General features: G+C 41.1%; 23 protein-coding genes and 1 riboswitch. Of the genes, 14 read left to right on the top strand and 9 right to left on the bottom strand.

From position 1 onward, the window contains the following. The first annotated feature begins 47 nt into the window (after positions 1 to 47). From MKY45_RS05240 to ehuA, 3 genes are read left to right on the top strand one after another with little or no spacing between them, the layout of a single operon-like run. Positions 48 to 725: an amino acid ABC transporter permease gene (locus MKY45_RS05240; RefSeq protein ID WP_256705770.1), complete on the top strand. Its 678-nt coding sequence runs from the start codon at positions 48 to 50 to the stop codon at positions 723 to 725. Next, positions 725 to 1,438 carry an ectoine/hydroxyectoine ABC transporter permease subunit EhuD gene (gene ehuD / locus MKY45_RS05235; RefSeq protein WP_256705769.1) on the top strand — a complete coding sequence of 238 codons (714 nt, stop codon included), beginning with the start codon at positions 725 to 727 and terminating at the stop codon, positions 1,436 to 1,438. Before MKY45_RS05240 ends, ehuD begins: the two co-directional genes overlap by 1 nt. After that, positions 1,438 to 2,208, top strand: coding sequence for an ectoine/hydroxyectoine ABC transporter ATP-binding protein EhuA (gene ehuA, locus MKY45_RS05230; protein ID WP_256705768.1), 771 nt, complete (start codon positions 1,438 to 1,440; stop codon positions 2,206 to 2,208). Before ehuD ends, ehuA begins: the two co-directional genes overlap by 1 nt. Before the next feature lie 462 nt (positions 2,209 to 2,670). Here the strand turns inward: ehuA and MKY45_RS05225 are convergent, their stop codons facing one another. The 7 genes from MKY45_RS05225 to MKY45_RS05195 form a co-directional block, all read right to left on the bottom strand. After that, positions 2,671 to 3,306, bottom strand: coding sequence for a queuosine precursor transporter (locus MKY45_RS05225; RefSeq protein WP_256705767.1), 636 nt, complete (start codon positions 3,304 to 3,306; stop codon positions 2,671 to 2,673). A 46-nt stretch (positions 3,307 to 3,352) separates the two neighbouring features. Continuing rightward, entirely contained in the window at positions 3,353 to 3,850 is a 498-nt protein-coding gene (gene queF, locus MKY45_RS05220) for a preQ(1) synthase (protein ID WP_193064429.1), read from the bottom strand. A 125-nt stretch (positions 3,851 to 3,975) separates the two neighbouring features. Then, positions 3,976 to 4,022, bottom strand: a riboswitch (PreQ1 riboswitch). Between the two features lie 104 nt (positions 4,023 to 4,126). Beyond that, positions 4,127 to 5,050, bottom strand: coding sequence for a UDP-N-acetylmuramate dehydrogenase (gene murB / locus MKY45_RS05215; protein ID WP_193064430.1), 924 nt, complete (start codon positions 5,048 to 5,050; stop codon positions 4,127 to 4,129). A 171-nt stretch (positions 5,051 to 5,221) separates the two neighbouring features. Further along, positions 5,222 to 6,028, bottom strand: a complete 807-nt coding sequence (locus MKY45_RS05210) for an alpha/beta fold hydrolase (protein WP_042532283.1) — start codon at positions 6,026 to 6,028, stop codon at positions 5,222 to 5,224. Between the two features lie 377 nt (positions 6,029 to 6,405). Next, positions 6,406 to 6,963, bottom strand: a complete 558-nt coding sequence (locus MKY45_RS05205; protein WP_256705766.1) for a hypothetical protein — start codon at positions 6,961 to 6,963, stop codon at positions 6,406 to 6,408. 279 nt (positions 6,964 to 7,242) lie between these two features. After that, positions 7,243 to 7,677, bottom strand: coding sequence for a universal stress protein (locus MKY45_RS05200; RefSeq protein WP_193064432.1), 435 nt, complete (start codon positions 7,675 to 7,677; stop codon positions 7,243 to 7,245). 233 nt (positions 7,678 to 7,910) lie between these two features. Beyond that, positions 7,911 to 8,699 (bottom strand): histidinol-phosphatase HisJ family protein, encoded by a 789-nt coding sequence (locus MKY45_RS05195; RefSeq protein ID WP_193064433.1) that lies wholly within the window; start codon positions 8,697 to 8,699, stop codon positions 7,911 to 7,913. A 112-nt stretch (positions 8,700 to 8,811) separates the two neighbouring features. On the opposite strand from MKY45_RS05195, the gene hisZ reads away from it, so the two are divergent. The 11 genes from hisZ (at position 8,812) to MKY45_RS05140 (ending at position 18,761) form a co-directional block, all read left to right on the top strand. Next, a complete protein-coding gene (hisZ, locus tag MKY45_RS05190; RefSeq protein ID WP_341172634.1) occupies positions 8,812 to 10,023 on the top strand; it encodes an ATP phosphoribosyltransferase regulatory subunit in 1,212 nt (403 codons plus the stop codon). Continuing rightward, positions 10,020 to 10,673, top strand: coding sequence for an ATP phosphoribosyltransferase (gene hisG / locus MKY45_RS05185; RefSeq protein ID WP_226895022.1), 654 nt, complete (start codon positions 10,020 to 10,022; stop codon positions 10,671 to 10,673). The genes hisZ and hisG overlap by 4 nt, the downstream gene beginning before the upstream one ends. Next, the gene (hisD, locus tag MKY45_RS05180) at positions 10,654 to 11,958 is read left to right on the top strand and encodes a histidinol dehydrogenase (RefSeq protein WP_256706280.1); all 1,305 of its coding nucleotides are present in this window, start codon (positions 10,654 to 10,656) and stop codon (positions 11,956 to 11,958) included. The genes hisG and hisD overlap by 20 nt, the downstream gene beginning before the upstream one ends. Beyond that, a complete protein-coding gene (gene hisB, locus MKY45_RS05175; RefSeq protein WP_042532273.1) occupies positions 11,945 to 12,529 on the top strand; it encodes an imidazoleglycerol-phosphate dehydratase HisB in 585 nt (194 codons plus the stop codon). Before hisD ends, hisB begins: the two co-directional genes overlap by 14 nt. Before the next feature lie 20 nt (positions 12,530 to 12,549). After that, positions 12,550 to 13,155: an imidazole glycerol phosphate synthase subunit HisH gene (gene hisH, locus MKY45_RS05170; RefSeq protein ID WP_042532271.1), complete on the top strand. Its 606-nt coding sequence runs from the start codon at positions 12,550 to 12,552 to the stop codon at positions 13,153 to 13,155. After that, positions 13,152 to 13,874, top strand: a complete 723-nt coding sequence (gene hisA, locus MKY45_RS05165) for a 1-(5-phosphoribosyl)-5-[(5-phosphoribosylamino)methylideneamino]imidazole-4-carboxamide isomerase (RefSeq protein ID WP_042532269.1) — start codon at positions 13,152 to 13,154, stop codon at positions 13,872 to 13,874. The genes hisH and hisA overlap by 4 nt, the downstream gene beginning before the upstream one ends. Then, positions 13,864 to 14,625: an imidazole glycerol phosphate synthase subunit HisF gene (gene hisF / locus MKY45_RS05160; RefSeq protein WP_042532267.1), complete on the top strand. Its 762-nt coding sequence runs from the start codon at positions 13,864 to 13,866 to the stop codon at positions 14,623 to 14,625. The genes hisA and hisF overlap by 11 nt, the downstream gene beginning before the upstream one ends. Further along, positions 14,625 to 15,257, top strand: a complete 633-nt coding sequence (hisIE, locus tag MKY45_RS05155) for a bifunctional phosphoribosyl-AMP cyclohydrolase/phosphoribosyl-ATP diphosphatase HisIE (protein ID WP_042532266.1) — start codon at positions 14,625 to 14,627, stop codon at positions 15,255 to 15,257. Before hisF ends, hisIE begins: the two co-directional genes overlap by 1 nt. Next, on the top strand, positions 15,250 to 16,311 hold the full coding sequence (gene hisC / locus MKY45_RS05150) for a histidinol-phosphate transaminase (protein WP_042532264.1): 1,062 nt from the start codon (positions 15,250 to 15,252) through the stop codon (positions 16,309 to 16,311). Before hisIE ends, hisC begins: the two co-directional genes overlap by 8 nt. A 234-nt stretch (positions 16,312 to 16,545) precedes the next feature. After that, entirely contained in the window at positions 16,546 to 17,487 is a 942-nt protein-coding gene (locus tag MKY45_RS05145; RefSeq protein WP_042532262.1) for an agmatinase family protein, read from the top strand. 53 nt (positions 17,488 to 17,540) lie between these two features. Further along, entirely contained in the window at positions 17,541 to 18,761 is a 1,221-nt protein-coding gene (locus tag MKY45_RS05140) for an Nramp family divalent metal transporter (RefSeq protein WP_042532261.1), read from the top strand. Positions 18,762 to 18,943: 182 nt separating this feature from the next. On the opposite strand, the gene MKY45_RS05135 is transcribed toward MKY45_RS05140, so the two are convergent. Further along, positions 18,944 to 19,687, bottom strand: a complete 744-nt coding sequence (locus MKY45_RS05135) for a SurA N-terminal domain-containing protein (RefSeq protein ID WP_042532259.1) — start codon at positions 19,685 to 19,687, stop codon at positions 18,944 to 18,946. Between the two features lie 211 nt (positions 19,688 to 19,898). After that, a complete protein-coding gene (locus MKY45_RS05130; RefSeq protein WP_042532257.1) occupies positions 19,899 to 21,392 on the bottom strand; it encodes a tripartite tricarboxylate transporter permease in 1,494 nt (497 codons plus the stop codon). Positions 21,393 to 21,401 lie beyond the last annotated feature (9 nt).

The raw sequence follows: 21,401 nt of genomic DNA, 5'->3' as shown, positions 1-21,401 counted from the left end.
TTTTTAATAGAAAATAAGACATTCCATTCATTTTACACATAACGATTATGAAGGAGGTACTTACTATTAGTGCTATATTCGAAATCGCCCCGCAATTATGGCGTGGTGTTCAAATAACTGTATCTATTTTAATTGCTTCTGCATTGTTTGCATATGCTATGTCATTTATAGCAGGACTTTGCCGGCTGTCCAATAATTTTCTATTACGAAAACTGACCGGATTTTATGTAGAGGTATTTCGCGGGACGTCTTTGATAGTTCAGCTATTCTGGCTGTACTATGCAGTACCGATGCTATTTGGGATTAATCTGGGTTCGAATTGGTGGATTGGTGTCATTGCCATCGGTTTAAACTACGGCGCATATCTTTCAGAAGTTGTCCGCAGCTCCATTCTATCTGTATCCCAAGGACAGTATGAAGCAGCAACTGCGTTAAATATGTCTTCTTTTCAAAGGATGCGCCTGATTATTTTCCCACAGGCAATACGTATGATGCTCCCTGAATTCGGTAATTATACCATTCAAATTTTAAAAGGAACCTCTCTTGTCTCTTTAATTGGCTTAACAGATATTTTATATTATGGAGATGTGATGCGAAGCACCAGCTTATCTTTATCACCATTGATTTATCTAACTGTGCTTGTATTCTATTTCATTTTAGCCCTTCCATTAATTTTCCTTACCAGAAAGGCTGAAAAAATTGCTAAAAAGGGGGTAGCTAGCTGATGAATTTGAATTATTGGAGCTGGGATACATTTTTTGATGCGTTACCAGTGGTATTACAAGGACTTGGAATTACGATTGGACTGACGATAGCCAGCTATCTCTTTGCCTTGATTTTTGGTTTTTTGTGGACATTCTTACGCCGTATCCCAAATCGATTTATTCATTTTATTGTCACCTGGACCATGGAATTTATACGTTCTACGCCTCCACTCGTTCAATTGTTTTTTATCTATTATGCTTTGCCGGTAATACCTTATATTGGCATATCGCTCCACCCATTCGCTTGTGCCGTTTTGGGACTTGGTATACACTTTAGTACGTATATCGGTGAAATTTATCGATCCGGAATTGAAAGTGTGGATAAAGGACAATGGGAGGCTTCCACTGCACTGAATATTTCTACATGGGATAAATGGCGAAAGATTATTCTGCCACAAGCTATCCCGCCCACCATTCCGATGCTTGGAAATTACTTTATCATTATGTTTAAAGAGGTTCCGCTGGCATCCACCATCGGGGTAGCTGGTATTATGCTGCTCGCCAGATCATACGGTGCGGAAAACTGGTCCTATCTTGAGCCATTGACCATTGTAGGAATCATTTTCTTAGTACTAAGCTATCCTTCTGCAGTGCTGATTAAAAAGTTAGAGAATCGTTTCAACAGAAGGTTCCATAAAAATCAAATGATAAAAGATAAAGGAGCAATGCAATAATGGCAGAACCAATCGTTACTTATCAAGATGTTCATAAATCCTTTGGAAATGTGGAGGTATTGAAGGGGATTGATTTAGATATATATCCAGCTGAAAAAGTCGCTGTCATTGGTCCAAGCGGATCAGGGAAAACAACAATTATCCGGATGCTGATGACATTAGAGCAGCCAACATCTGGGGACATTATCGTAGACGGCCGCAATCTGTGGAAAATGGAGAAGAACGGAAAGTGGATGCATGCGAATGAAAGTCATCTGCGCTCTATTCGCGGTGAGATTGGAATGGTATTTCAGCATTTCAACCTGTTTCCGCATATGACTATTTTAGAAAATTGTATGACAGCACCTATTCATGTGAAAAACGAAGAAAAAAGTGATGTAAAAAAACGCTCGATAGAAATGCTGGAGCGTGTAGGACTCGGGAGTAAGCTGGATAATTACCCCAGCCAGCTTTCAGGCGGACAAAAACAGCGGGTAGCTATGGCCCGCGCCCTTGTGATGCGCCCTAAAATCATGTTATTTGATGAGGTTACCTCTGCGCTTGACCCCGAACTCGTCGGAGAAGTATTAAATGTCATCCGTGATCTTGCAGAAAATGATGATATGGCGATGGTCCTTGTCACGCATGAAATGGACTTTGCCTTGGATATAGCGGATAAGGTACTGTTTTTAGATGAAGGAATTATCGCAGAACAAGGAACGGCCAGCGAGGTTATCGAGCATTCAGAAAATCCTCGTGTACAATCGTTCTTGCAGCGTTTTAGAGGATGAGCGAATTTTTATATACTCCCCGGTCAGGTTTTATTTTTGAGCCGGGGTTTTATTTTATATGTACATTCTATAAATAGTCGTTTCTCTCTGCTATCTGTCTAGTTAAAAATGATACAGATGAACCGCCTTTATATTCAAAACATAACGTTTTGCTTCTGTCTGCGCCTGCCGGCTTGCCAATCGCTAAGTCTTCTTTTCACCCTCGGGGCATAAGTGCGACTTTAGCTCTGTCTGCGCCTGCCGGCTTGCCAATCGCTAAGTCTTCTTTAAAGGAGATGAGATTGGGGACCACGGAAAGCGGAGTGTATTTCTGGGAATTACTCACCCCATGAAACCCGTTGGAGCGGCTATATTCAGCATTTTTTATATGCTTTCCTATTCTTGAACCTAAAAAAACCAGCCGTCTGGCTGGTTTCTTGGTATGATAGGTTATTCAAAGTGATAGGGCATCAGCTGATCTTCTCAAGAAGCTTCTAACAACTCCGCTTTGTTTTTCACCTCATATTTACGTATGCACCGTACAAGAAGATAAACAAATGGCGTATCAATTATTGCCACCATCACCTTCCATATGTACTGCGATACAATCATCCCGATTAAAACACCTGTTGGAACAATCCCCCAAAATGCAATCGTAATAAATAGAACGGTATCAAAAAGCTGACTGGTCATCGTTGATAAGCTATTACGTAACCACAGCTTCTTTCTTCCATGCCGGTGCTTTAAGCGGTGAAAGATAGATACTCCTAAATGCTGACTGACAAAATAAGAAACTAAACTAGCTAAAATAACGCGAAAGCTTCCGTTAAAAATCGTTTCAAAAGCAGCCTGTTCCTGAAAACCTGCTGCTGGCGGAAGGTGTATGGCAATAAAAATAAAAATCATTGCAATAATTTGTGTGAAAAATCCTGCTTGTATCGTTTTGCGGGCAGCTTTTTTTCCATAAACCTCGCCAACCACATCCATTATCATATACGTAATCACATAAACAATCGCTGCAGCCGGCAATACAAAACTTCCCATTTGAAACAATTTGACCGACAAGACATTCGACAATAATAATAAGCCAACAAAGATGGCGTTAAAATAAATATACATTCTCCTGTTCCCTTCTCTTCAAAGGTGCAAGGATCTTAGTTTCCCTCTATCGATTATCAATCTTTTCCGGATACATATCATGCTGCATCAACCGGTTTTCTGCCATCTTTTCAAATTTTGTCCCTGCTTTTCCATAATTGCAATACGGGTCGATGGAAATACCTCCGCGGGGCGTAAACTTTCCTCTTACTTCAATATAACGCGGATCCATCAGCTCAATTAAATCGTTCATAATAATATTGACACAGTCCTCATGGAAGTCACCATGATTCCGGAAACTGAATAAATATAATTTTAAAGACTTACTCTCTACCATTTTGATATCTGGAATATAGCTGATATAAATCGTCCCAAAATCCGGCTGATTCGTTATCGGACAAAGCGTTGTAAATTCCGGACAGTTTAATTTCACAAAATAATCACGATTTGGATGCTGATTATCAAATGTTTCTAAAATCTCAGGTGTATAATCAAACGCATATTTCGTTTCTTTATTCCCCAGCAATTCAATTCCTTGAAGATCCTTCTCACTTCTTCCTGCCATACTCATCACCTCCTTTAGATATATTACGATAACAGAAATCAGTTATTTTCTATTACCTTGCAGTTCAAAACTTCCTCACATAGAAAAAGCCGTGCTCCCAAGGAACACGGCTTGATAATCGCAAGTTGTCCTTAGTTTTTTATAGAGGGTTTAAGCTAAGAACCTCTGCCTGAAGTTTAAAATAACACTTCATATTATAAGAATAGATAAAAGGCATGTCAAATTTTCTTTTTATCCCAGCCATCCTCTATCACAGCCAGAACCTGTGCCATGAGGCTATCCTTCCACATCCTCGCCAATAATCCGCACTTCCCGCTCTAACTGCACATCAAATTTCTCTTTTACCGTCGCTTGAACAAATTGAATTAAGGAAATATATTCGGAAGCCGTTGCATTTTGTTTATTTACAATAAAACCGGCATGCTTTGTGGAGACTTCTGCTCCGCCAATTTGCTTCCCTTGAAGATTACAGTCTTGGATCAGCTTGCCGGCAAAAAAACCGGGCGGGCGTTTGAACACACTGCCGCAAGACGGGTACTCGAGCGGCTGTTTGGATTCTCTTTTATATGTAAGATCATCCATCATTTCTTTAATTTCTTCTTTGTTCCCGGGCTTTAACGCGAATGTTGCTTCCAACACAATATAACCGTTGTCCGGGATGTTACTTGTGCGATAGCTGAGATCTAATTGCTCTGCTGTTAATGTCAGCAGTTCGCCGTCCTTTGTCGCAACTACCGTACTTTCCAGCGCATCTTTAATTTCTCCGCCATATGCACCTGCATTCATATATAGCGCTCCGCCGACGGAACCTGGAATACCGCAGGCAAACTCTAAACCGGCAAGCTCTTCATTTAAAGCAAAACGGGAAGCATCAATAATTCTTGCTCCGCTCTGAGAGATAACTTTATCTCCTTCTCTCCAAATAGCCGACAGCTGCTGCAGGTTCATAACGATTCCGCGGATGCCGCCATCCTTCACAATCAGATTAGAACCATTTCCAAGCATTGTAAATGGGACATTTTCCTGATTAGCAAAGCGAATAATCGCCTGTACTTCCTCGTAAGTGGACGGAGTAATGTAAAAATCCGCTTTCCCGCCTAATTTCGTATACGTATGTTCTCTAATCGGCTCATTCATCAATACATTCTCTTTTTTCGTATGTTGAATTAATTGATCATAAAGATGATGGTATTTATTCATGCTATCATTCCTTTAATTTGTCAAAAGCTTTTCTCTATTTGACCTTTATATTCTCATTCTTTTCCTACTTTGTTAAAAACAGGCATTCATCTTACTCCAGTTGAGCATTTCCGCATAACTGAAGTAAGATTATTTGATAAATCAATCCTATACCATTGTAGTTGATTCACTTTAATCTTGCCACAAAAAGCTATGAATCAATTTATCAATTTGCATACTTTCGTGCAGGGCACTGTGTGTCAGCTGCGGGTCATCAATAATCGTCTCTTTGAAATTTTGTTCGGGTATCATACTCCTCAGTGCCTTCACACTTTCCGGAACAGCAACGGAATCACCTGTACTGGCAATGCTGTAAACATCCACATCCGCAGGAAACATATTCTGCTGCAGCATATTTATCGCATGCGAATCGGGTTTCAAATCTTCTGCAGCTGCATCTTGATGAATTTCAAAATATCTTTCATTATAAATACCATCAAATGGACTGCCGATGGCTACAAGTTTATTAACAGATGGATAGTCATTCCTTGCATATTCCATCGTATATTTCACAGCAAGAATACCGCCCATAGAATGTCCGACCAGGTTAACTTCCTCCACTCGATAATTTTCCTTTAGATGAAGAAGCACTGCCGCAATCCATTCTGTACTTTCCTCAAAGCTTGCACGATTATCCTCTAAAACAATCTGTACAAACATGGGCGCATATCTCCCGTTATTTAAGTTATAATCGACAATATCTCCGTTCTCTGTCACATAGTAGATAAATCCTTTATTTCCCCATTGGTACGTATTTTCAAAACGGTCAAGCATATGACCAAATGAATTCTCCGTTCCTTTATAACCATGTATAAAAATCGTCGGTGCACCGGTATACTCCTCTGCTTGCGTTTCATCGTTCTGGTAAAAATAAATACCTGTTGCAATGGCGCAGATAACCAGGAGACCCAGGACAATACCTGCAATCTTCTTTCTCATTTATTTCCCTCAATTTCTGTTGTAAATCTAAGTACATCTCATGCTCTGAAGTACATAGCTATTATAACATCCTTCCTTTGCTGGAACACCATTTCTTCTACTTTATGTGTTTATTTTTTTACTTCATTGGCATATTTTTTATCAGGAATTAAAATACAAATTTTAAGAAAATAATGATTGAAAAATAAGTACCTGCAGGAAGCCCTCTGTTCATTCCTCCGCCATGGGTATCTATAAAAAGAAAGCAAATAGAATCTGCTTTTTAAACAGCATTCTATTTGCTTTCAATCATTATTGGGCAATCCGTTCATAAAAATATCCCGTCCGATAATCCATTTCTGCTTATAAGTCTTTATTGCCCTCTATTCATAATATGATTAATGATGATGGTCGTCATCTTCATGCTCATGATCGTGGTCATGATCGCCTTCCTCACCATCTTCATGCTCATGATCCTCGCCTTCATGGTCGTCAATCGTAATTTCTGTAACCGGAGACTTGGCAACTGGATTATGATCATCATCGTAAAGAACCGCAAGAACTTCCTGTCCATCTACTTCTGCATCACCCATATAAGAATCCCCGTATTGATCTTCTGCCACCGTCCATTCCTCTTCAGCAGAATCACGTATGTACCAGTACCAATAATCCAAATCTTCCTCTTCTGTTACTGCCTCTAATTTAAAAACATCGCCTGTATGGTAATGGTCGGATAACCCTTCAATTTCAATATTTTCCGGCACATCCTCGAAGGAAACCGCTTCGTCATCATGATCATGGTTATGCTCTTCTTCTTCATGATTTCCTTCTGTCTCTTCCTGGCTGGCTGTCCCTTCATCTTGATTATCTGCTTCTTCATTTCCGGACTGACAGCCAGCTATAAACAGGAAACTAATTAAGCCTAATATAATTCCTAATTGCCAAAACTTCTTCATAAAAAACACTCCTTCCGTAATGCGTAATGATTACGTTTCGTAACGATTACGATTAAAATTATACATAGATGCCTTTTAGTGGTCAAGTGATTTTTTTAAGGTACTATTCTTCATAGACATGAAAATATGCTGCCATACTACGCTGATCGAATGATATGATTGCTGCTGCCACTAATCGTTTGGGCAAAAATGGCCTGAAACCTGATTCAACCCTTATAAATAAAAGTCTCAAGCTCCCACGAACAAATATCCTGGGAGCTTGAGACTTTTATTTATCCTTTATTTCACAACAAGCACTTTACACGCTGCCTGATGAACGATTTGCGTACTGACACTGCCAAGAAGAAGCCTTCCTACTCCGCCAAGCCCCCGGCTTCCTATAACGATTAAATCTATTTCCTTCTCTTTGGCATATTCAATTACTTTATAACCCGGATTACGGAAAGAATAATCTATCAAAACCTCTGTTTCACATGTTATCCCATCCGCTTCCAGATCATTATATACTTCTTGAATGGCAGGGCGCGCTTCCTCTGCCAAATCATTCATAAAAGTGCGGGCAAGAGCGGCATTCACCGTTGGCCCTCCATTGGAGATTACGGTAACAACATGTACAACGGCATCTTCAGCAAGTTTCACCTGCTCTTTGGCTTCTTCTATTGCTTTTTTACTAAGGTCGGAGCCGTCATAAGCTACTAATACATTCATACTCATCCCTATTCCTCCCTATTTCGTATTATATTCCTACTATTATCGTAACACATTTCTGTTAAAACGGTTACATGTTCAATAGAAGTGTTGAAAAAGCGTCATTAATTTACGCAGTGTAACTGACTGTAAGAATCCCGACTCCTAAACCAAGAAATACGGTGTTTCATTGCGGAAGTTCTAACAGTCAGTAACGACCAATTAGTTCTACTTGCAGCCACCCCCGCTGAATTGCCTTTTTATTTTATGGAGTGATATTGGACCTCGTCTTCATTCATACTGCATATATAAGAAAAACCGCAATCTGTTAATATCTCTTTAGCCTCTTCAAAATGAGCAGCAATCTCTTCCGGACGGTGCGCATCAGAACCTAATGTGATAATTTCTCCGCCAAGCTTACGGTATAAGCGCAATAAATTTTTACTTGGCAGCGGTGCATTCATGCCATATTTATAGCCGGATGTGTTTAATTCGATTCCCTTGCCTTCTGAAATAACCAGTTTTAATATTTCTTCCATAATATCCTGCGGCACATGCTCCCAGCCCCCAGAGGCATATCTGCTGACTAAATCAAGATGGCCTAAAATATGATAGTTTTTAAAATTTTTCAGGCATTCATAGTACTCTTCAAAATAAATACGATATGCTTCATCTACGGTTCTATCTTCAAAAAATTCACCGGAATGCAAATCCTGTTTATTCGCAGAGTGCATGGAACAAATGATAAATTCCGGATCCAGCCGTTCAATAAAATCGGAAGTTTCCTTAAGCACATGCGGTTGCACACCTACCTCAATTCCCTTGCGGATTTTAATCCTGTCCTGATACTTCTCCCGCAGCCCTTCTAATTTTTTTTGATAAGCTTCTGTATCAAAGCTAAAATCCCACTCCTTATCCGGGTAGTCCACATCTAAATGCTCGGTGAACGCAATTTCCTCCATCCCTTTGTTTATTGCTTCCTGAACCATCTCCTCCATCTCTGCCTCACAATCTGCCGAAAAGCTTGAATGCATATGAAAATCGTACATAAAAGTTATGCTCCTTTCATTGACTTTTTTTCTGAACATTACTATAATACTAAATAACTTTAATTAGATAAAGCATTAAATTGATAAAGTGTTGAATACGAAGGAGAATTTTATGAGAAATAAACAACTGCTTCATACCATGTTTTACCCGAAACAATTTTCAAAAAAACGTCATGTTATCCATACATTAACCGGCCGCTTTTCTAAATTTGGATATCAGCAGGTGGAGACACCCATTTTTGAAAATTATGATTTATATAACGATGTTCAAGGGACCGTCAATACAGCCGATATGCTGAAGCTGATCGACCCATCTGGAAAAGTGCTCGTACTGCGGCCGGATGCAACCATCCCGATTGCCAGACATTATACCAATTTGCAGGAGGAAGTAGCAATCGGACGCCTCTCCTATGTGCTGGATATTTTCCGTTCCACGACAGAAGAACGCTCCCGCACACAAGCAGGTGTAGAGCTATTTGGAGAACGTACGCCGGAAGCTGATGCAGAGCTGATTGCATTAGCTGTAACCAGCTTAAAAGAATTAGAGATTCCTTCTTTTAAAATAGAAATTGGTCATGCTGCTTTTTATAAAGAATTATTACGCGAGGCTGACCTGGACGCCATGCAGCAGAAAGAACTGGATCAATATATTCAGTCGAAAAACATCTCGGAGATTGTTCCCTTTTTAAAAGACTTGGGACTGGAGGCTGCCTTAATTGAAAAGCTTCGTAAAATTCCAATGTTATACGGAGATGCAAGCTTTGTTATCGATGAAGCGGAGAATATTATCTCATCAGACAAGATGCGTGAAGAACTGGACTATGTATCAAGAGTGTACCAGCTTCTCCAGGATTATCAGGTGGATTCCTATATTTCGATCAACCTTGGCCTGATCAACCATATGAATTATTATTCCGGCATTATCTTTCAGGGCTTTGCGGAGGGGCTTGGCCAGCCCATTATGATGGGAGGACGCTATGATTATTTAACCCGCTCCTTTCATCAGGAAACGCCGGCAATCGGCTTTGCTTTTGAGGTTGATTTGCTTGTTGACCTGCTCCCTGGCATCTTTACAGAAGCTGAGATAATCCAGCTTCGTTATGAAGCTTCTGAACGCCAGCATGCTTTTCAACTCGCCGAATTGTTCCGGGAAGCAAATCAGACAGTCATTGTAAAGGCGTTCGATAAAAAGGAAAATCGCTCTGATTCACCGGAGATACTCGTAAAATCCGAAGAGATAGTATATAGTAAACAAAAAGAAGCAGCAGTGTTTAAGACAAATCAGGAATTACTAGATTGGTATTTTAGAAAGGACGTTAAATGATGCAGCCAGTAACTATCGCTTTAGCCAAAGGCCGCCCTGCAAAGCAATCGATTGATTTACTAGAAGCAGCAGGAATCCATTTTGAAGGGTTTCATGAAAAAACCCGTAAGCTCGTTTTTTTTAATAAAGATAAGACATTACGGTTAATCTTTTTAAAAGGGATGGATGTTCCAATTTATGTTGAAAAAGGCGCTGCGGATATCGGGATTGTCGGCAGAGATAATATTATTGAAACAGAAGCAGATGTTTATGAAATTCTTGATTTAGGGATTGGAAAATGTAAATTCTCTGTCGCCGGAAAAAAAGGAGTCTCTCTTCCTGATAATCAGTCGTTAACGATTGGCACCAAATATCCGAATATTGCCAAGAAATTTTTTGACAAACGTAATCAGACAATTGAGACCGTACATCTCAATGGATCCGTTGAGCTGGCGCCATTAATTGGACTTGCGGATTACATCGTTGATATTGTCGAGACAGGAAACACCCTGCATGAAAATGGATTAGAGGTATTAGCAGATATCGAAACCATCAGTACAAAATTTATTGTGAATAAAGCAAGCTTCGTAACACGTTCAAAAGAAATTCAAGATGTACTAAAAAAATTGGAACAGGTTGTGAGTGAGAAAAATGCAAATTCTCCGTTATGAAACATATAAACAAAATGCAGTAAATACTGAAAAAGCAACACAGCTGATGCAGCGAAATTTAGATGAGCAGGTTTTGGAAATTATCCGTGCTGTACAGGAGCACGGTGATGAAGCAGCACTTGCATATACTAAAAAATTTGATAAAGCTGATTTATCCTCCTTGCTCGTTTCTGATGAGGAATGGAATATTGCCTTTGATAAAGTAAAATCTGAACAGCCAGCTCTCCTTCAAGCATTAACAGAAGCTGCGGAAAACATTCGCCAGTACCAGCGACGAACCAAAGAAGAAGGTTTTCAGTTCAGCCCGCAGCCCGGCATTCGTCTTGGTCAAATAATAACCCCACTGGAGCGTGTCGGAGTCTACGTTCCCGGAGGAAAAGCAAGCTATCCTTCCACGGTATTAATGGATGTGATTCCAGCTGTCGTTGCCGGTGTCGAGCAGGTTGTGATTACAACCCCTCCCCGCCCCGACGGAACGATTGATCCTGTTGTACTGACAGCAGCAAAAATCGCCGGTGCGGATCAGGTATTCAAAATTGGCGGCGCTCAGGCTGTTGCTGCTCTGGCCTATGGAACAGAGAGTCTCCCTAAAGCTGACAAAATCGTTGGACCCGGGAATGCATTTGTCGCCCGTGCGAAAAAATGGGTGTTTGGCGATGTTGCCATTGATATGATTGCAGGTCCAAGTGAGATTTGTGCCTTTGCTGATAATACCGTCCCTCCTTCCTACGTTGCCGCTGATTTATTATCCCAGGCGGAACATGCAGAGGATGCTGCCTCAATTTGTGTGACAACAGATGCTGCTTATGCAGAGAAAGTACAAAAAGAGGTTGAGCGGCAAATTCCTTTACTGGAGCGGGCAGCTATTATCCGTGAATCGATTCAGACAAACGGAAAAATTATTATCTGCGAGGATGAAGCACAAGCAATCGAATTAATTAACACGATTGCTCCGGAGCATCTGCAATTAATGGGAAATAATGCGGAAGAACAAGTGGAGAAAATTAAGCATGCTGGAGCTATTTTTATCGGTCCGTATTCCAGCGAACCTTTAGGTGACTATTTTGCTGGCCCTAACCATACGCTGCCGACAAATGGGACCGCTCGCTTTTCCTCCCCGCTCGGTGTGTATGACTTCATGAAAAAATCGAGCACCATTCATTATTCAAAGGAACGGCTGCTGGATTATGCTGATACCATTATCACAATTGCTGAAGCGGAAGGCCTGACCGGGCATGCCAATGCAATTCGAATTCGAAAGGAGAACAACGATGCGTCAAGCTGAAAAAGAACGGCAAACCAAAGAAACGAATATATCCCTTGCTCTTAACGTAGATGGAGAAGGAAAATCAGAATTAAAAACAGGGGTCGGCTTTTTAGATCATATGCTGACTCTCTTTACCAAACACGGCGGATTAGATTTGCAGGTCGCATGTGACGGAGATTTAGAGGTAGACCAGCATCATACGGTAGAAGACATCGGCATTGTGCTTGGTCAGGCATTTAATGAAGCATTAGGAACAAAGGAAAGCATTAAACGCTATGCAACAGCAACAACACCAATGGATGAATCTCTTTCCTCCATTTCCATCGATATCAGCGGCCGCTCCTTTTTAGTTTATCGTGTAGACGGGTTAAAGGACAAAGTCGGGAATTTCGATACCGAATTAGTGGAAGAGTTTCTGATTGGCTTCACCAGCCATGCCAAGGTGACCCTTCATGTGGAAGTTTTATACGGAACCAATACACATCATATGATTGAATCCATCTTCAAAGGATTGGGCAGAGCAATTCGTGAAGCGGTATCCATTGACCCGACCATAAAGGGTGTTCCTTCTACGAAAGGAAGCCTATAAGATTAAAAGGAGGCTGGGATATGATTGCCATTATTGACTACGGTGCAGGAAATATTAAAAGCCTGCAATTTGCATTAGATAAATTAGGGAAAAACTCTAAATTGACCATGGATCCGGAAGAAATCCATCAGGCGGATTCCATTATTCTTCCAGGCGTCGGCGCCTTCAAGGATGCGATGGAAGCATTACAGCGCTACAAATTAGATACGATTTTGAAAAAAGAAGCGGCAAGCGGCAAGCCAATTTTAGGCATCTGTCTTGGGATGCAGCTTTTCTATGAATTCAGCGAAGAAAATGGTGGATGTACAGGACTTGGTCTTCTATCCGGTTCGGTAAAACGTATTTCAGACAGGGTCAAAGTGCCGCATATGGGCTGGAATATCCTGCAATCCAATCAGCCTCAGCGCTTATTACATCAGCTCGGAGAAAATCCATATGTTTATTTCGTCCATTCCTATGCAATTGATGAACTGGAAGAAAAAACATTGGTCGCCAGTGCCGATTATGGCGGACGCGTACCAGCAATCGTGCAGGATAAAAATATAACAGGAATGCAATTTCACCCGGAAAAAAGCGGGGATATCGGTATTGCATTATTGAAAAATTATGAGGAGATGATTTCATGATCATTTTTCCAGCAATTGATGTGAAAGATGGCAACTGTGTCCGCTTAAAGCAGGGCGATTATAATCAGCAGACAACCTATAATGACTCCCCGGTGGACACAGCCAAAAGATGGCAGGAAGCAGGCGGCACCTTCCTCCACATGGTCGATTTAGACGGAGCTAAAACAGGAGACCCCCAAAATAAAGAAATTATCCTTAAAACCATTCAGGCATTATCCATTCCTGTTGAAGTCGGCGGCGGTATCCGCTCCCTGGACACGATTAGAGAGTACGTGGAAGGCGGTGCTGCCCGGGTTATCCTCGGCACCTCTGCAATCACTGATTGGGACATGCTCACTAAAGCAATTCAATTATATGGAGATAAAATCGCAGTTTCTCTCGATGCTCGGAATGGTTATATTGCAACAGATGGCTGGACAAAAAATAGCGATAAAAAAGCTGCTGACCTTGCGAAGGAATTAGAAGCAGCCGGCTTAACAACGATTGTATATACGGATATTTTAAAGGATGGCATGCTGCGCGGACCGAATCTGGAGGAGCTGAAAGCGATGCAGGAAGCAACCAATATGAATATCATTGCTTCCGGCGGGGTTTCCCGAAAAGAGGATGTTGCCAGCCTTCAGGCACTTGACCTTTACGGGGCAATTATTGGAAAAGCGCTATATGATGGTACTATTCAACTGGAAGACGTTGTAGAGGAGGACAATCATGCTCGCTAAACGCATTATCCCCTGTCTGGATGTAGATAAAGGCCGGGTCGTTAAAGGTAAGAAATTTCAGGACATCAAGGACGTTGCTAATCCGGTGGAATTGGCTGCCCGCTATAACCGTGAAGGAGCAGATGAACTTGTTTTTTACGATATTACTGCCTCCAACGAAGAGCGAAACATTTTTCTGGATGTCGTTGAACAAGTTGCACGCGAAATTGCTATCCCTTTTATGGTCGGCGGCGGTATCCGTACCACCCAGGATATTCACAGTGTGCTTCATGCCGGCGCGGATAAAGTTTCGGTAAACAGTGCAGCTGTGCAGCGTCCAGAATTAATTAAGGAGTCCTCTGATAAGTTTGGCAGTCAATGTATCGTGCTCTCGATTGATGCAAAAAGAACAGCAGATGGTGCGTTCCATGTATTTATTAACGGCGGAAGAAAAGATACCGGGATAGATGCAGTGGAATGGGCGAAACGCGGAGAAGTACTCGGGGCAGGCGAGCTGGTTGTCAATGCCATGGATGCAGACGGTGAAAAAAATGGCTATCAAATCGAATTAACCAAGAAAATTGCAGATGCCGTCAATATCCCTGTGATTGCCAGCGGCGGCGCAGGTAAAATAGAGCATTTCTCAGAAGTTTTTGCAGAAGGTATCGATGCTGCACTTGCTGCATCTGTCTTTCATTACGAGGAGATTCCTATTCCGGAATTAAAAGAATATTTATCCTCACAAGGAATACCAATGAGGAGGAAAGCATAATGGAGATTTCAATCAAATACGATGAAAATGGACTCGTTCCGGCTATTGTTCAGGATTACGCAACGGGAAAAGTATTGACTTTAGCTTATATGAACGAGGTTGCTTTAGTAAAAACATTAGAAACCGGGGAAACCTGGTTCTATTCCCGCAGCCGTAAGGAGCTCTGGAATAAAGGGGAAACTTCCGGAAATAAGCAGATAGTCAAAAACATTTCAGTGGATTGTGATCAGGACGCTTTAGTTGTCCAGGTACAGCCGCTTGGCCCTGCCTGCCATAAAGGCACAACGACCTGCTTTGAAACAACCTTATCTGAAACAGAAAAACCGTTATTCTCTATCGTTAATGAGCTGACCGACAAAATCAAAGACCGTAAAGAAAACCCGCAGGAAGGCGCTTATACAACGTACCTGTTTAATAAAGGATTAGATAAGATTCTTAAAAAAATCGGTGAAGAGTCGACGGAGGTCGTTATCGGCGCAAAAAATAATGATAAAGAGGAATTAACCAATGAGCTAGCTGATTTATTGTATCACTCCCTTGTTTTAATGGAGGAGCAAGGCGTAAGTTCCAAAGATATTAAAAAAATATTGAACGAACGCCATATTGAAAAAGAGGGACAGCACCGTGAGTAGATTTTGGAATCCTTTAATCGAACAGCTGGAACCTTATATTCCCGGGGAACAATTAGATGATTCATCCATTATTAAATTAAATACGAATGAAAACCCTTTTCCCCCTTCTCCAAACGTTATTGCAGCGATTGAGGAGGAGGCAAGGACGAAATTGCAGCTTTACCCTTCCCCTGCTGTCGATAATCTCAGAGAGGAAATTGGAGGCTGCTATGGATTAAAAAAAGAACAGGTTTTTATCGGCAATGGTTCCGATGAAGTGCTTGCGCTTAGTTTTATGACTTTTTTTGAACCTGGGAAGGCCATTAAATACCCAGATATCACCTACAGCTTCTACCCTGTATATGCAAAGCTTTATCAGCTGGATGTAGAGGAAGTGGCGTTGGAGGATGATTTCACCATCTCTCCCCCATCACTCTTTAACGCAGAAGGCGGCGTTATTTTTCCCAATCCGAACGCACCGACCAGCTTATACATGGAGCTGGAAGCGATAGAAGAAATCTTAAAAAATAATCCTGATCAGATTGTGATTGTGGATGAAGCATACGTTGACTTTGCTAAAGCATCAGCTGCTTCCCTGATAGACAGCTATCCGAATTTACTTGTTATACAAACCCTGTCTAAATCCCGTTCGCTTGCCGGCCTCCGTGTAGGTATGGCGATGGGTCATAAAGATCTGATTGACGGATTAACGCGGGTAAAAGATTCGTTTAATTCCTATACGATTGACCGGTTAGCCATTGCCGGCGCTATGGAAGCATTCCGGGATACTGCTTATTTTGAAAAAACGAGAAACGAAATTATTAAAACGAGAGAGTACTTTCGGCAGGAATTAGAGAAAAGAGACTTCCATGTCCTTCCTTCTCAAGCCAATTTTGTGCTTGCTTCACCGGCAGGGATAGAGGCTGAGAAACTGTTTATGGAGCTGAAGCAGGCCGGCTTCCTAATCCGCTATTTTAATAAACCAAAGCTGGAAAACTATTTACGGATTTCCATTGGGACAAAGGAACAGATGACGAAGCTATTACACGCTATAGATTACATTATTGAAAAATAAGGTATTTATTTTAACCAAGCAGAATAGGTTCATGGAAAGCCGTTAGAGGAAATCCTCTAATGGCTTTTTATATAGCGAAAATTAAGGTTTATATATTTTTCAGAAGTGTATATATAAAATAAGGAATATTTTTAAATCTGTCCTTATTCCGGTGGCTTGATAAACAATCTATTTTCTATGATTGTTTAAGAATTAACAGATAAAACGAATTCTATTCAAAAAAGGAGAATGATAATGAGCACAAATATTTATGGCAATACACCGCCGCTGTTAGGAGCGAGAAATCTGACAAACCAAAAGAATCCTGATACCGATGTACTAATCTATGGCGTACCTTGGGAAGGCGCCTGTACATGGGGAGATTATACGGGCTGTGAGCTTGGTCCAAAGCAAATTCGTTTATCCTCTGCCAGATACAGTACATATCTGCCGGAATTAGACCATATCAATGTAGAAGACCATCTAAGTTTAGGCGATGTCGGCGATGTCAGCATCGTTCCTCATGATGTACCGGAAACCATGAATCGAATTGAGGACTTTGCAGAAAATCTGTGGAAAAGCGGGAAGTTTCTAGTCGGACTTGGCGGAGACCACGGTATTACTTATCCGATTGTAAAAGGCCTGACCAACACAGGCAAAAAAGTAGGTATTATTCACCTTGATTCCCATTATGATAATATGCCGCATCATGAAGGAGATAAGTTCGCCAGAAGCACCCCTTTTATGCGCTTATATGAAACGGAAGGTGTACGTAACGAAAGCTTGATTCATACAGGAATCAAAGGCCCGCGTAATAAACCGGAAACAGGCAAGCATGCAAATGAAGCCGGCGCTGTAACGATAACCATCAATGACATCCGCGAGCAAAGTGATTTAAAGAAATATGCAAATGAAATCTATAAGATGGCTTCCAAGGACGTTGATGTTGTTTATTTGACGATTTGCAGTGATGTGCTTGATTTTGCTTTCAATCCGGGCGGACCAGTGGACGGAAATGGATTGACTTCCTATGAGCTTCTGACAATGATTTATGAATTTGCTAAACGCGGCCTTTGCGGGATGGATTTTGTAGAGGTCTATCCGCAGCAGGATTTCAATCAAAATTCAGCACATTTTGTATCGACAGCCGTGCTGTATGTATTGGCCGGTCATGTTCATGGCGGGCAAGCCAAGTAAGCAGGAAAAGGGAGCTTCCCCTTCCTGCTTATCATACAAAGGAGGCGTTTTACTTGGCGCAATCAAAATTAGTTGAGAAGCTCAAAATCATTGGACCGGGTGCTATCATTACAGCATCTTTTATCGGCCCCGGTACAGTAACGACTGCGACAAGAGCAGGGGCAGGATTTGGTTTTGCTTTATTATGGGCAGTTATTTTCTCCATTATAGCGACGATTTTCCTGCAGGAAATGGTAGCCAGAATTGGAATTGTAACAAAACAGGGCTTAGGAGAAAACATTCGCGAATTATTCCAGAATCAAATTCTAAAATTCGCATCCGTATGGATTGTCCTTATTGCGGTTTGTGTAGGCTGTGCCGCATACATAAGCGGAGATTTATTAGGAACCTCTCTAGGTGTTTCTTACTTAACCGGCATCTCTGAAAATTATGTTGCGCCAATTATCGGAATTATTATTTTAATGCTCAATTTACTTGGCGGTTATAAATTTATTGAAAAAGTCATGATTTTTTTAATCGTTATTATGAGTATCACCTTTATTACCACGATGTTTGTCGCCGGACCTGACGTTCTCCACGTTCTTGACGGAGCATTTATTCCATCGATTCCAGACGGATCTATTCTGATGATTATTGCTTTAATTGGTACTACCGTTGTTCCCTATAACTTCTTTATTCATGCTTCTACAGTGAGTGAGAAATGGAACAATGTAAAGGATTTAAAAGCAGTAAGAACAGATACCATCCTTTCCATTACAGTGGGCGGTATTATTACCGCAGCAATATTAATTACAGCTGGTGCATTAATCCAAGGTACAGAGGTGACAAGCGTGGTACAGCTTGCTTCCCCATTAGAGCCCCTGATGGGAGATTTAGCTCCAATATTTGTTAGTATCGGTCTCTTTGCAGCCGGTTTTTCATCTGCTATTGCTTCTCCTATGGGCGCTGCGGTGACTGTAAGCAGCTTTATGAGATGGGAAGGCGGATTTGCTAATAAGAAATATAAAACGGTCTTTAGTGTCGTCATTATTTTAGGAATTATCACTTCTGCAATTGGTTTTGAACCTCTAGAAGTATTGCTTGTCGCACAAGCATTAAATGGAATCATCCTGCCGCTTATTGCAGTTTTCATCATGGTAGTTGTGAACAGGAAAAATGCAATGGGGAAATACGTAAATCCATTATGGTTAAATATCATTGGCGGTCTGGTTACTGCGGTTGTTTTCTTTCTCGGTACGTACAGTTTAGTAGATGCTATCAGCAGCTTTTTATAAGAAAAAAAGGAAGTGCTCTCCCTTTGGAGAATCACTTCCTTTTTTATTCATGAGATTTTTTTCTTCTGTAAAGGTTCATCCTGTCTGGTATCAGGCAATCATTCGCCGACCCTGACGATCCTTCCCAGAAAAAATTCTCTCTGCTGCTTTCTAAAAATAAATTGCTTCATCTTTAGAAAGTTTTAAATTTGTTCCTCTATCTCAGCAGATTCTTTTAATTCATCTACTTTATTGGTATAAGCTTCCTGCTGTTTGTTCTGGATAACCATTTGTTCCACATCATCTCTAATTTCATCCAGGTCTTGCATTTCCTGGTCACCCATTTGTGCAGATAACTGATCATACATTTCCTGCACTTCTTCATCTGTTACTTCTGTATCTACTTCTTCTTCCATATATTGCTGTGTTGCTAAATCAAATCTGAGCTGCTGTGCAAATTGTTCTTCTGTTAAATTTAACTGCTCCAGTGATTGTTGAAAGCCTTCTTCTCCGCCGCTTTCTTTCGCCGCATCTACTTCTTCTTGCACTTCTTCATCACTTACCTCGATACCGGCATCTTCTGCTTCTTGCATAATAAGCTCTTGTTCTACAAGATAATCAATCGTTTGATCCTGTACTGCTTCTAAATCTGAAACATCCTGACCGTATTGAGCAGACATTGATTTTACTAGAGAATAAGCTGCGTTATACGCTGCTCCATTCACTTCTTCTCCATTTACAACAACAACTGGTTCCTCTTTATCTAAAAATTCATCATCAGAGAATTCTACCGGATCCGGCTCTTGCGGTGCGGCTTGCTCTTCTCCCTGTTCTTGCTGCTCTTGTCCTTGTTCAGCGCCTTCTTGCTCGCCTTCGTTATCATCATTTCCGCATGCTGCTAGAAGCATGGTGATTATCATCAATATTGTTAGTGACAGTTTCTTCATTGAAACATCCCTCGCTTTTTTGATTTGTCATGTTCCATTCAATCATACATGCTTTCCCTGTTTCAAGTTTTCAAGCATTAATTTTTGTTACAGTTCTATAACAGTATGAGTCTGTCTGACTTTTTTTATTCTTTAAAATAAGCAAGAGCAGGATTTTACGCTGCTCTTGCTTAGGTTGACCCGGAAATATAATATGAAGCAGAACCGGTTTTTAATTATTTTTCTTTCCTTTTCTAACTTTTGAAATCAATGGAATGAATAAAGATAATGCCGCTACTGCTAAAATACTGAGAGCAATCGGGTCTTGAAAGAAAATAGACAAACTTCCATTCGATATCGTCATCGATTGACGGAAGGATTGCTCCAGCATTCCTCCCAGGATAAATGCCAATATAAATGGCGGCGCAGGAAATGAAAATAACCGCATTAAAAATCCGATGACGCCAAATAGCAGCAGCATGTATAAATCGAACGTATTGAAGCTGATTGCATAAACGCCAATCATACTAAACATAACAACCAATGAAATCAGCAGCGGTCGGGGCACCATTAATATCTTTGCTATGTAAGGAATTAACGGTAAATTCAGTATAAGCAAAAAGATATTGCCAATATACATACTGACGATGACCCCCCAAAATATATCAGGCTGATCGGTCATCAATAGTGGTCCAGGCTGTACGCCCAGTACTAAGAAAGCGCCTAATAATACAGCTGTTGTTCCAGATCCAGGAATCCCCAAGCTTAACAGCGGTACAAATGCGCCGCTGGTTGCAGCATTATTGGATGTTTCCGGAGCGGCTAATCCTTTGACAGAACCCTTTCCAAATTCTTCTGGATTTTTAGAGATTCTTTTTTCCGTAATATAGGAAATAAATGATGCAATCGTTGCTCCTGCACCAGGAAGCACTCCCAGGATAAACCCGATAATAGAATGCCTGGACATGGGCCCGGTCATATCCTTCCAATCCTGTTTGCTTAATTTCAAACTGCCGATTTTATGTGCATTTTGAATCGATTTATCTTTTCTATTTAATATCAACGTACACACTTCTGCCAAAGCAAATAACCCAAGCGCAATTACTAAGAAGTCAAGACCGTCTAATAAATTTGTATTTCCAAATGTAAACCGCTGCGTTCCAGATTGAGCATCTATTCCTACCGTGACGACCATAAAACCAGCTACAGCAGAAATTAATGCTTTTATTGTCGAGCCTTCAGATAAGCTCGAAATCGCAGTCAATCCCAACAGCATCAAAGCGAAATAAGCTGCCGGAGAGAAGGAAATAGCCACGCTTGCAAGCATCGGAGCCAGCAGCATAAGCAGCACAACACTCACCGTTCCGCCGACAAACGATGCTATCGCCGCTATCGCTAAAGCTTTCCCTGCTTCTCCGCGCTGCGCCATTGGATATCCGTCAAAGGAAGTAGCTACCGTTCCGGATACACCTGGAGCATTTAATAAAATAGATGATGTAGACCCTCCAAAAATGGCTCCGTAATAAACACCTGCCATCATAATCAATGCAACCGTCGGGTCCATTCCAAATGTAATTGGTATCATCACAGCTATTGCACTAATTGGACCTAAACCAGGCAGCATCCCGATAAACGTTCCAATAAATACCCCTATCATAACGAAAAAAATACTTTGCAAACTAAATGCTGTTTGTAACCCTGTTAACATTCCTTCCATAGCTCCCATAAAATTTCC

It is taken from the genome of Oceanobacillus sp. FSL K6-0251 (genome assembly GCF_038004725.1).
In the GTDB taxonomy this organism is placed as follows: Bacteria; Bacillota; Bacilli; order Bacillales; family Amphibacillaceae; genus Oceanobacillus; species Oceanobacillus oncorhynchi.
This window is presented reverse-complemented; position numbering and strand designations above follow the sequence as displayed.

Bases quoted from the DNA above. Each gene is read 5' to 3' on its own strand.
- MKY45_RS05240 (WP_256705770.1), top strand. From the start codon at position 48: ATGAAGGAGGTACTTACTATTAGTGCTATATTCGAAATCGCCCCGCAA.
- ehuD (WP_256705769.1), top strand. From the start codon at position 725: ATGAATTTGAATTATTGGAGCTGGGATACATTTTTTGATGCGTTACCA.
- ehuA (WP_256705768.1), top strand. From the start codon at position 1,438: ATGGCAGAACCAATCGTTACTTATCAAGATGTTCATAAATCCTTTGGA.
- MKY45_RS05225 (WP_256705767.1), bottom strand. From the start codon at position 3,306: ATGTATATTTATTTTAACGCCATCTTTGTTGGCTTATTATTATTGTCG.
- queF (WP_193064429.1), bottom strand. From the start codon at position 3,850: ATGGCAGGAAGAAGTGAGAAGGATCTTCAAGGAATTGAATTGCTGGGG.
- murB (WP_193064430.1), bottom strand. From the start codon at position 5,050: ATGAATAAATACCATCATCTTTATGATCAATTAATTCAACATACGAAA.
- MKY45_RS05210 (WP_042532283.1), bottom strand. From the start codon at position 6,028: ATGAGAAAGAAGATTGCAGGTATTGTCCTGGGTCTCCTGGTTATCTGC.
- MKY45_RS05205 (WP_256705766.1), bottom strand. From the start codon at position 6,963: ATGAAGAAGTTTTGGCAATTAGGAATTATATTAGGCTTAATTAGTTTC.
- MKY45_RS05200 (WP_193064432.1), bottom strand. From the start codon at position 7,677: ATGAGTATGAATGTATTAGTAGCTTATGACGGCTCCGACCTTAGTAAA.
- MKY45_RS05195 (WP_193064433.1), bottom strand. From the start codon at position 8,699: ATGTACGATTTTCATATGCATTCAAGCTTTTCGGCAGATTGTGAGGCA.
- hisZ (WP_341172634.1), top strand. From the start codon at position 8,812: ATGAGAAATAAACAACTGCTTCATACCATGTTTTACCCGAAACAATTT.
- hisG (WP_226895022.1), top strand. From the start codon at position 10,020: ATGATGCAGCCAGTAACTATCGCTTTAGCCAAAGGCCGCCCTGCAAAG.
- hisD (WP_256706280.1), top strand. From the start codon at position 10,654: ATGCAAATTCTCCGTTATGAAACATATAAACAAAATGCAGTAAATACT.
- hisB (WP_042532273.1), top strand. From the start codon at position 11,945: ATGCGTCAAGCTGAAAAAGAACGGCAAACCAAAGAAACGAATATATCC.
- hisH (WP_042532271.1), top strand. From the start codon at position 12,550: ATGATTGCCATTATTGACTACGGTGCAGGAAATATTAAAAGCCTGCAA.
- hisA (WP_042532269.1), top strand. From the start codon at position 13,152: ATGATCATTTTTCCAGCAATTGATGTGAAAGATGGCAACTGTGTCCGC.
- hisF (WP_042532267.1), top strand. From the start codon at position 13,864: ATGCTCGCTAAACGCATTATCCCCTGTCTGGATGTAGATAAAGGCCGG.
- hisIE (WP_042532266.1), top strand. From the start codon at position 14,625: ATGGAGATTTCAATCAAATACGATGAAAATGGACTCGTTCCGGCTATT.
- MKY45_RS05145 (WP_042532262.1), top strand. From the start codon at position 16,546: ATGAGCACAAATATTTATGGCAATACACCGCCGCTGTTAGGAGCGAGA.
- MKY45_RS05135 (WP_042532259.1), bottom strand. From the start codon at position 19,687: ATGAAGAAACTGTCACTAACAATATTGATGATAATCACCATGCTTCTA.
- MKY45_RS05130 (WP_042532257.1), bottom strand. From the start codon at position 21,392: ATGGGAGCTATGGAAGGAATGTTAACAGGGTTACAAACAGCATTTAGT.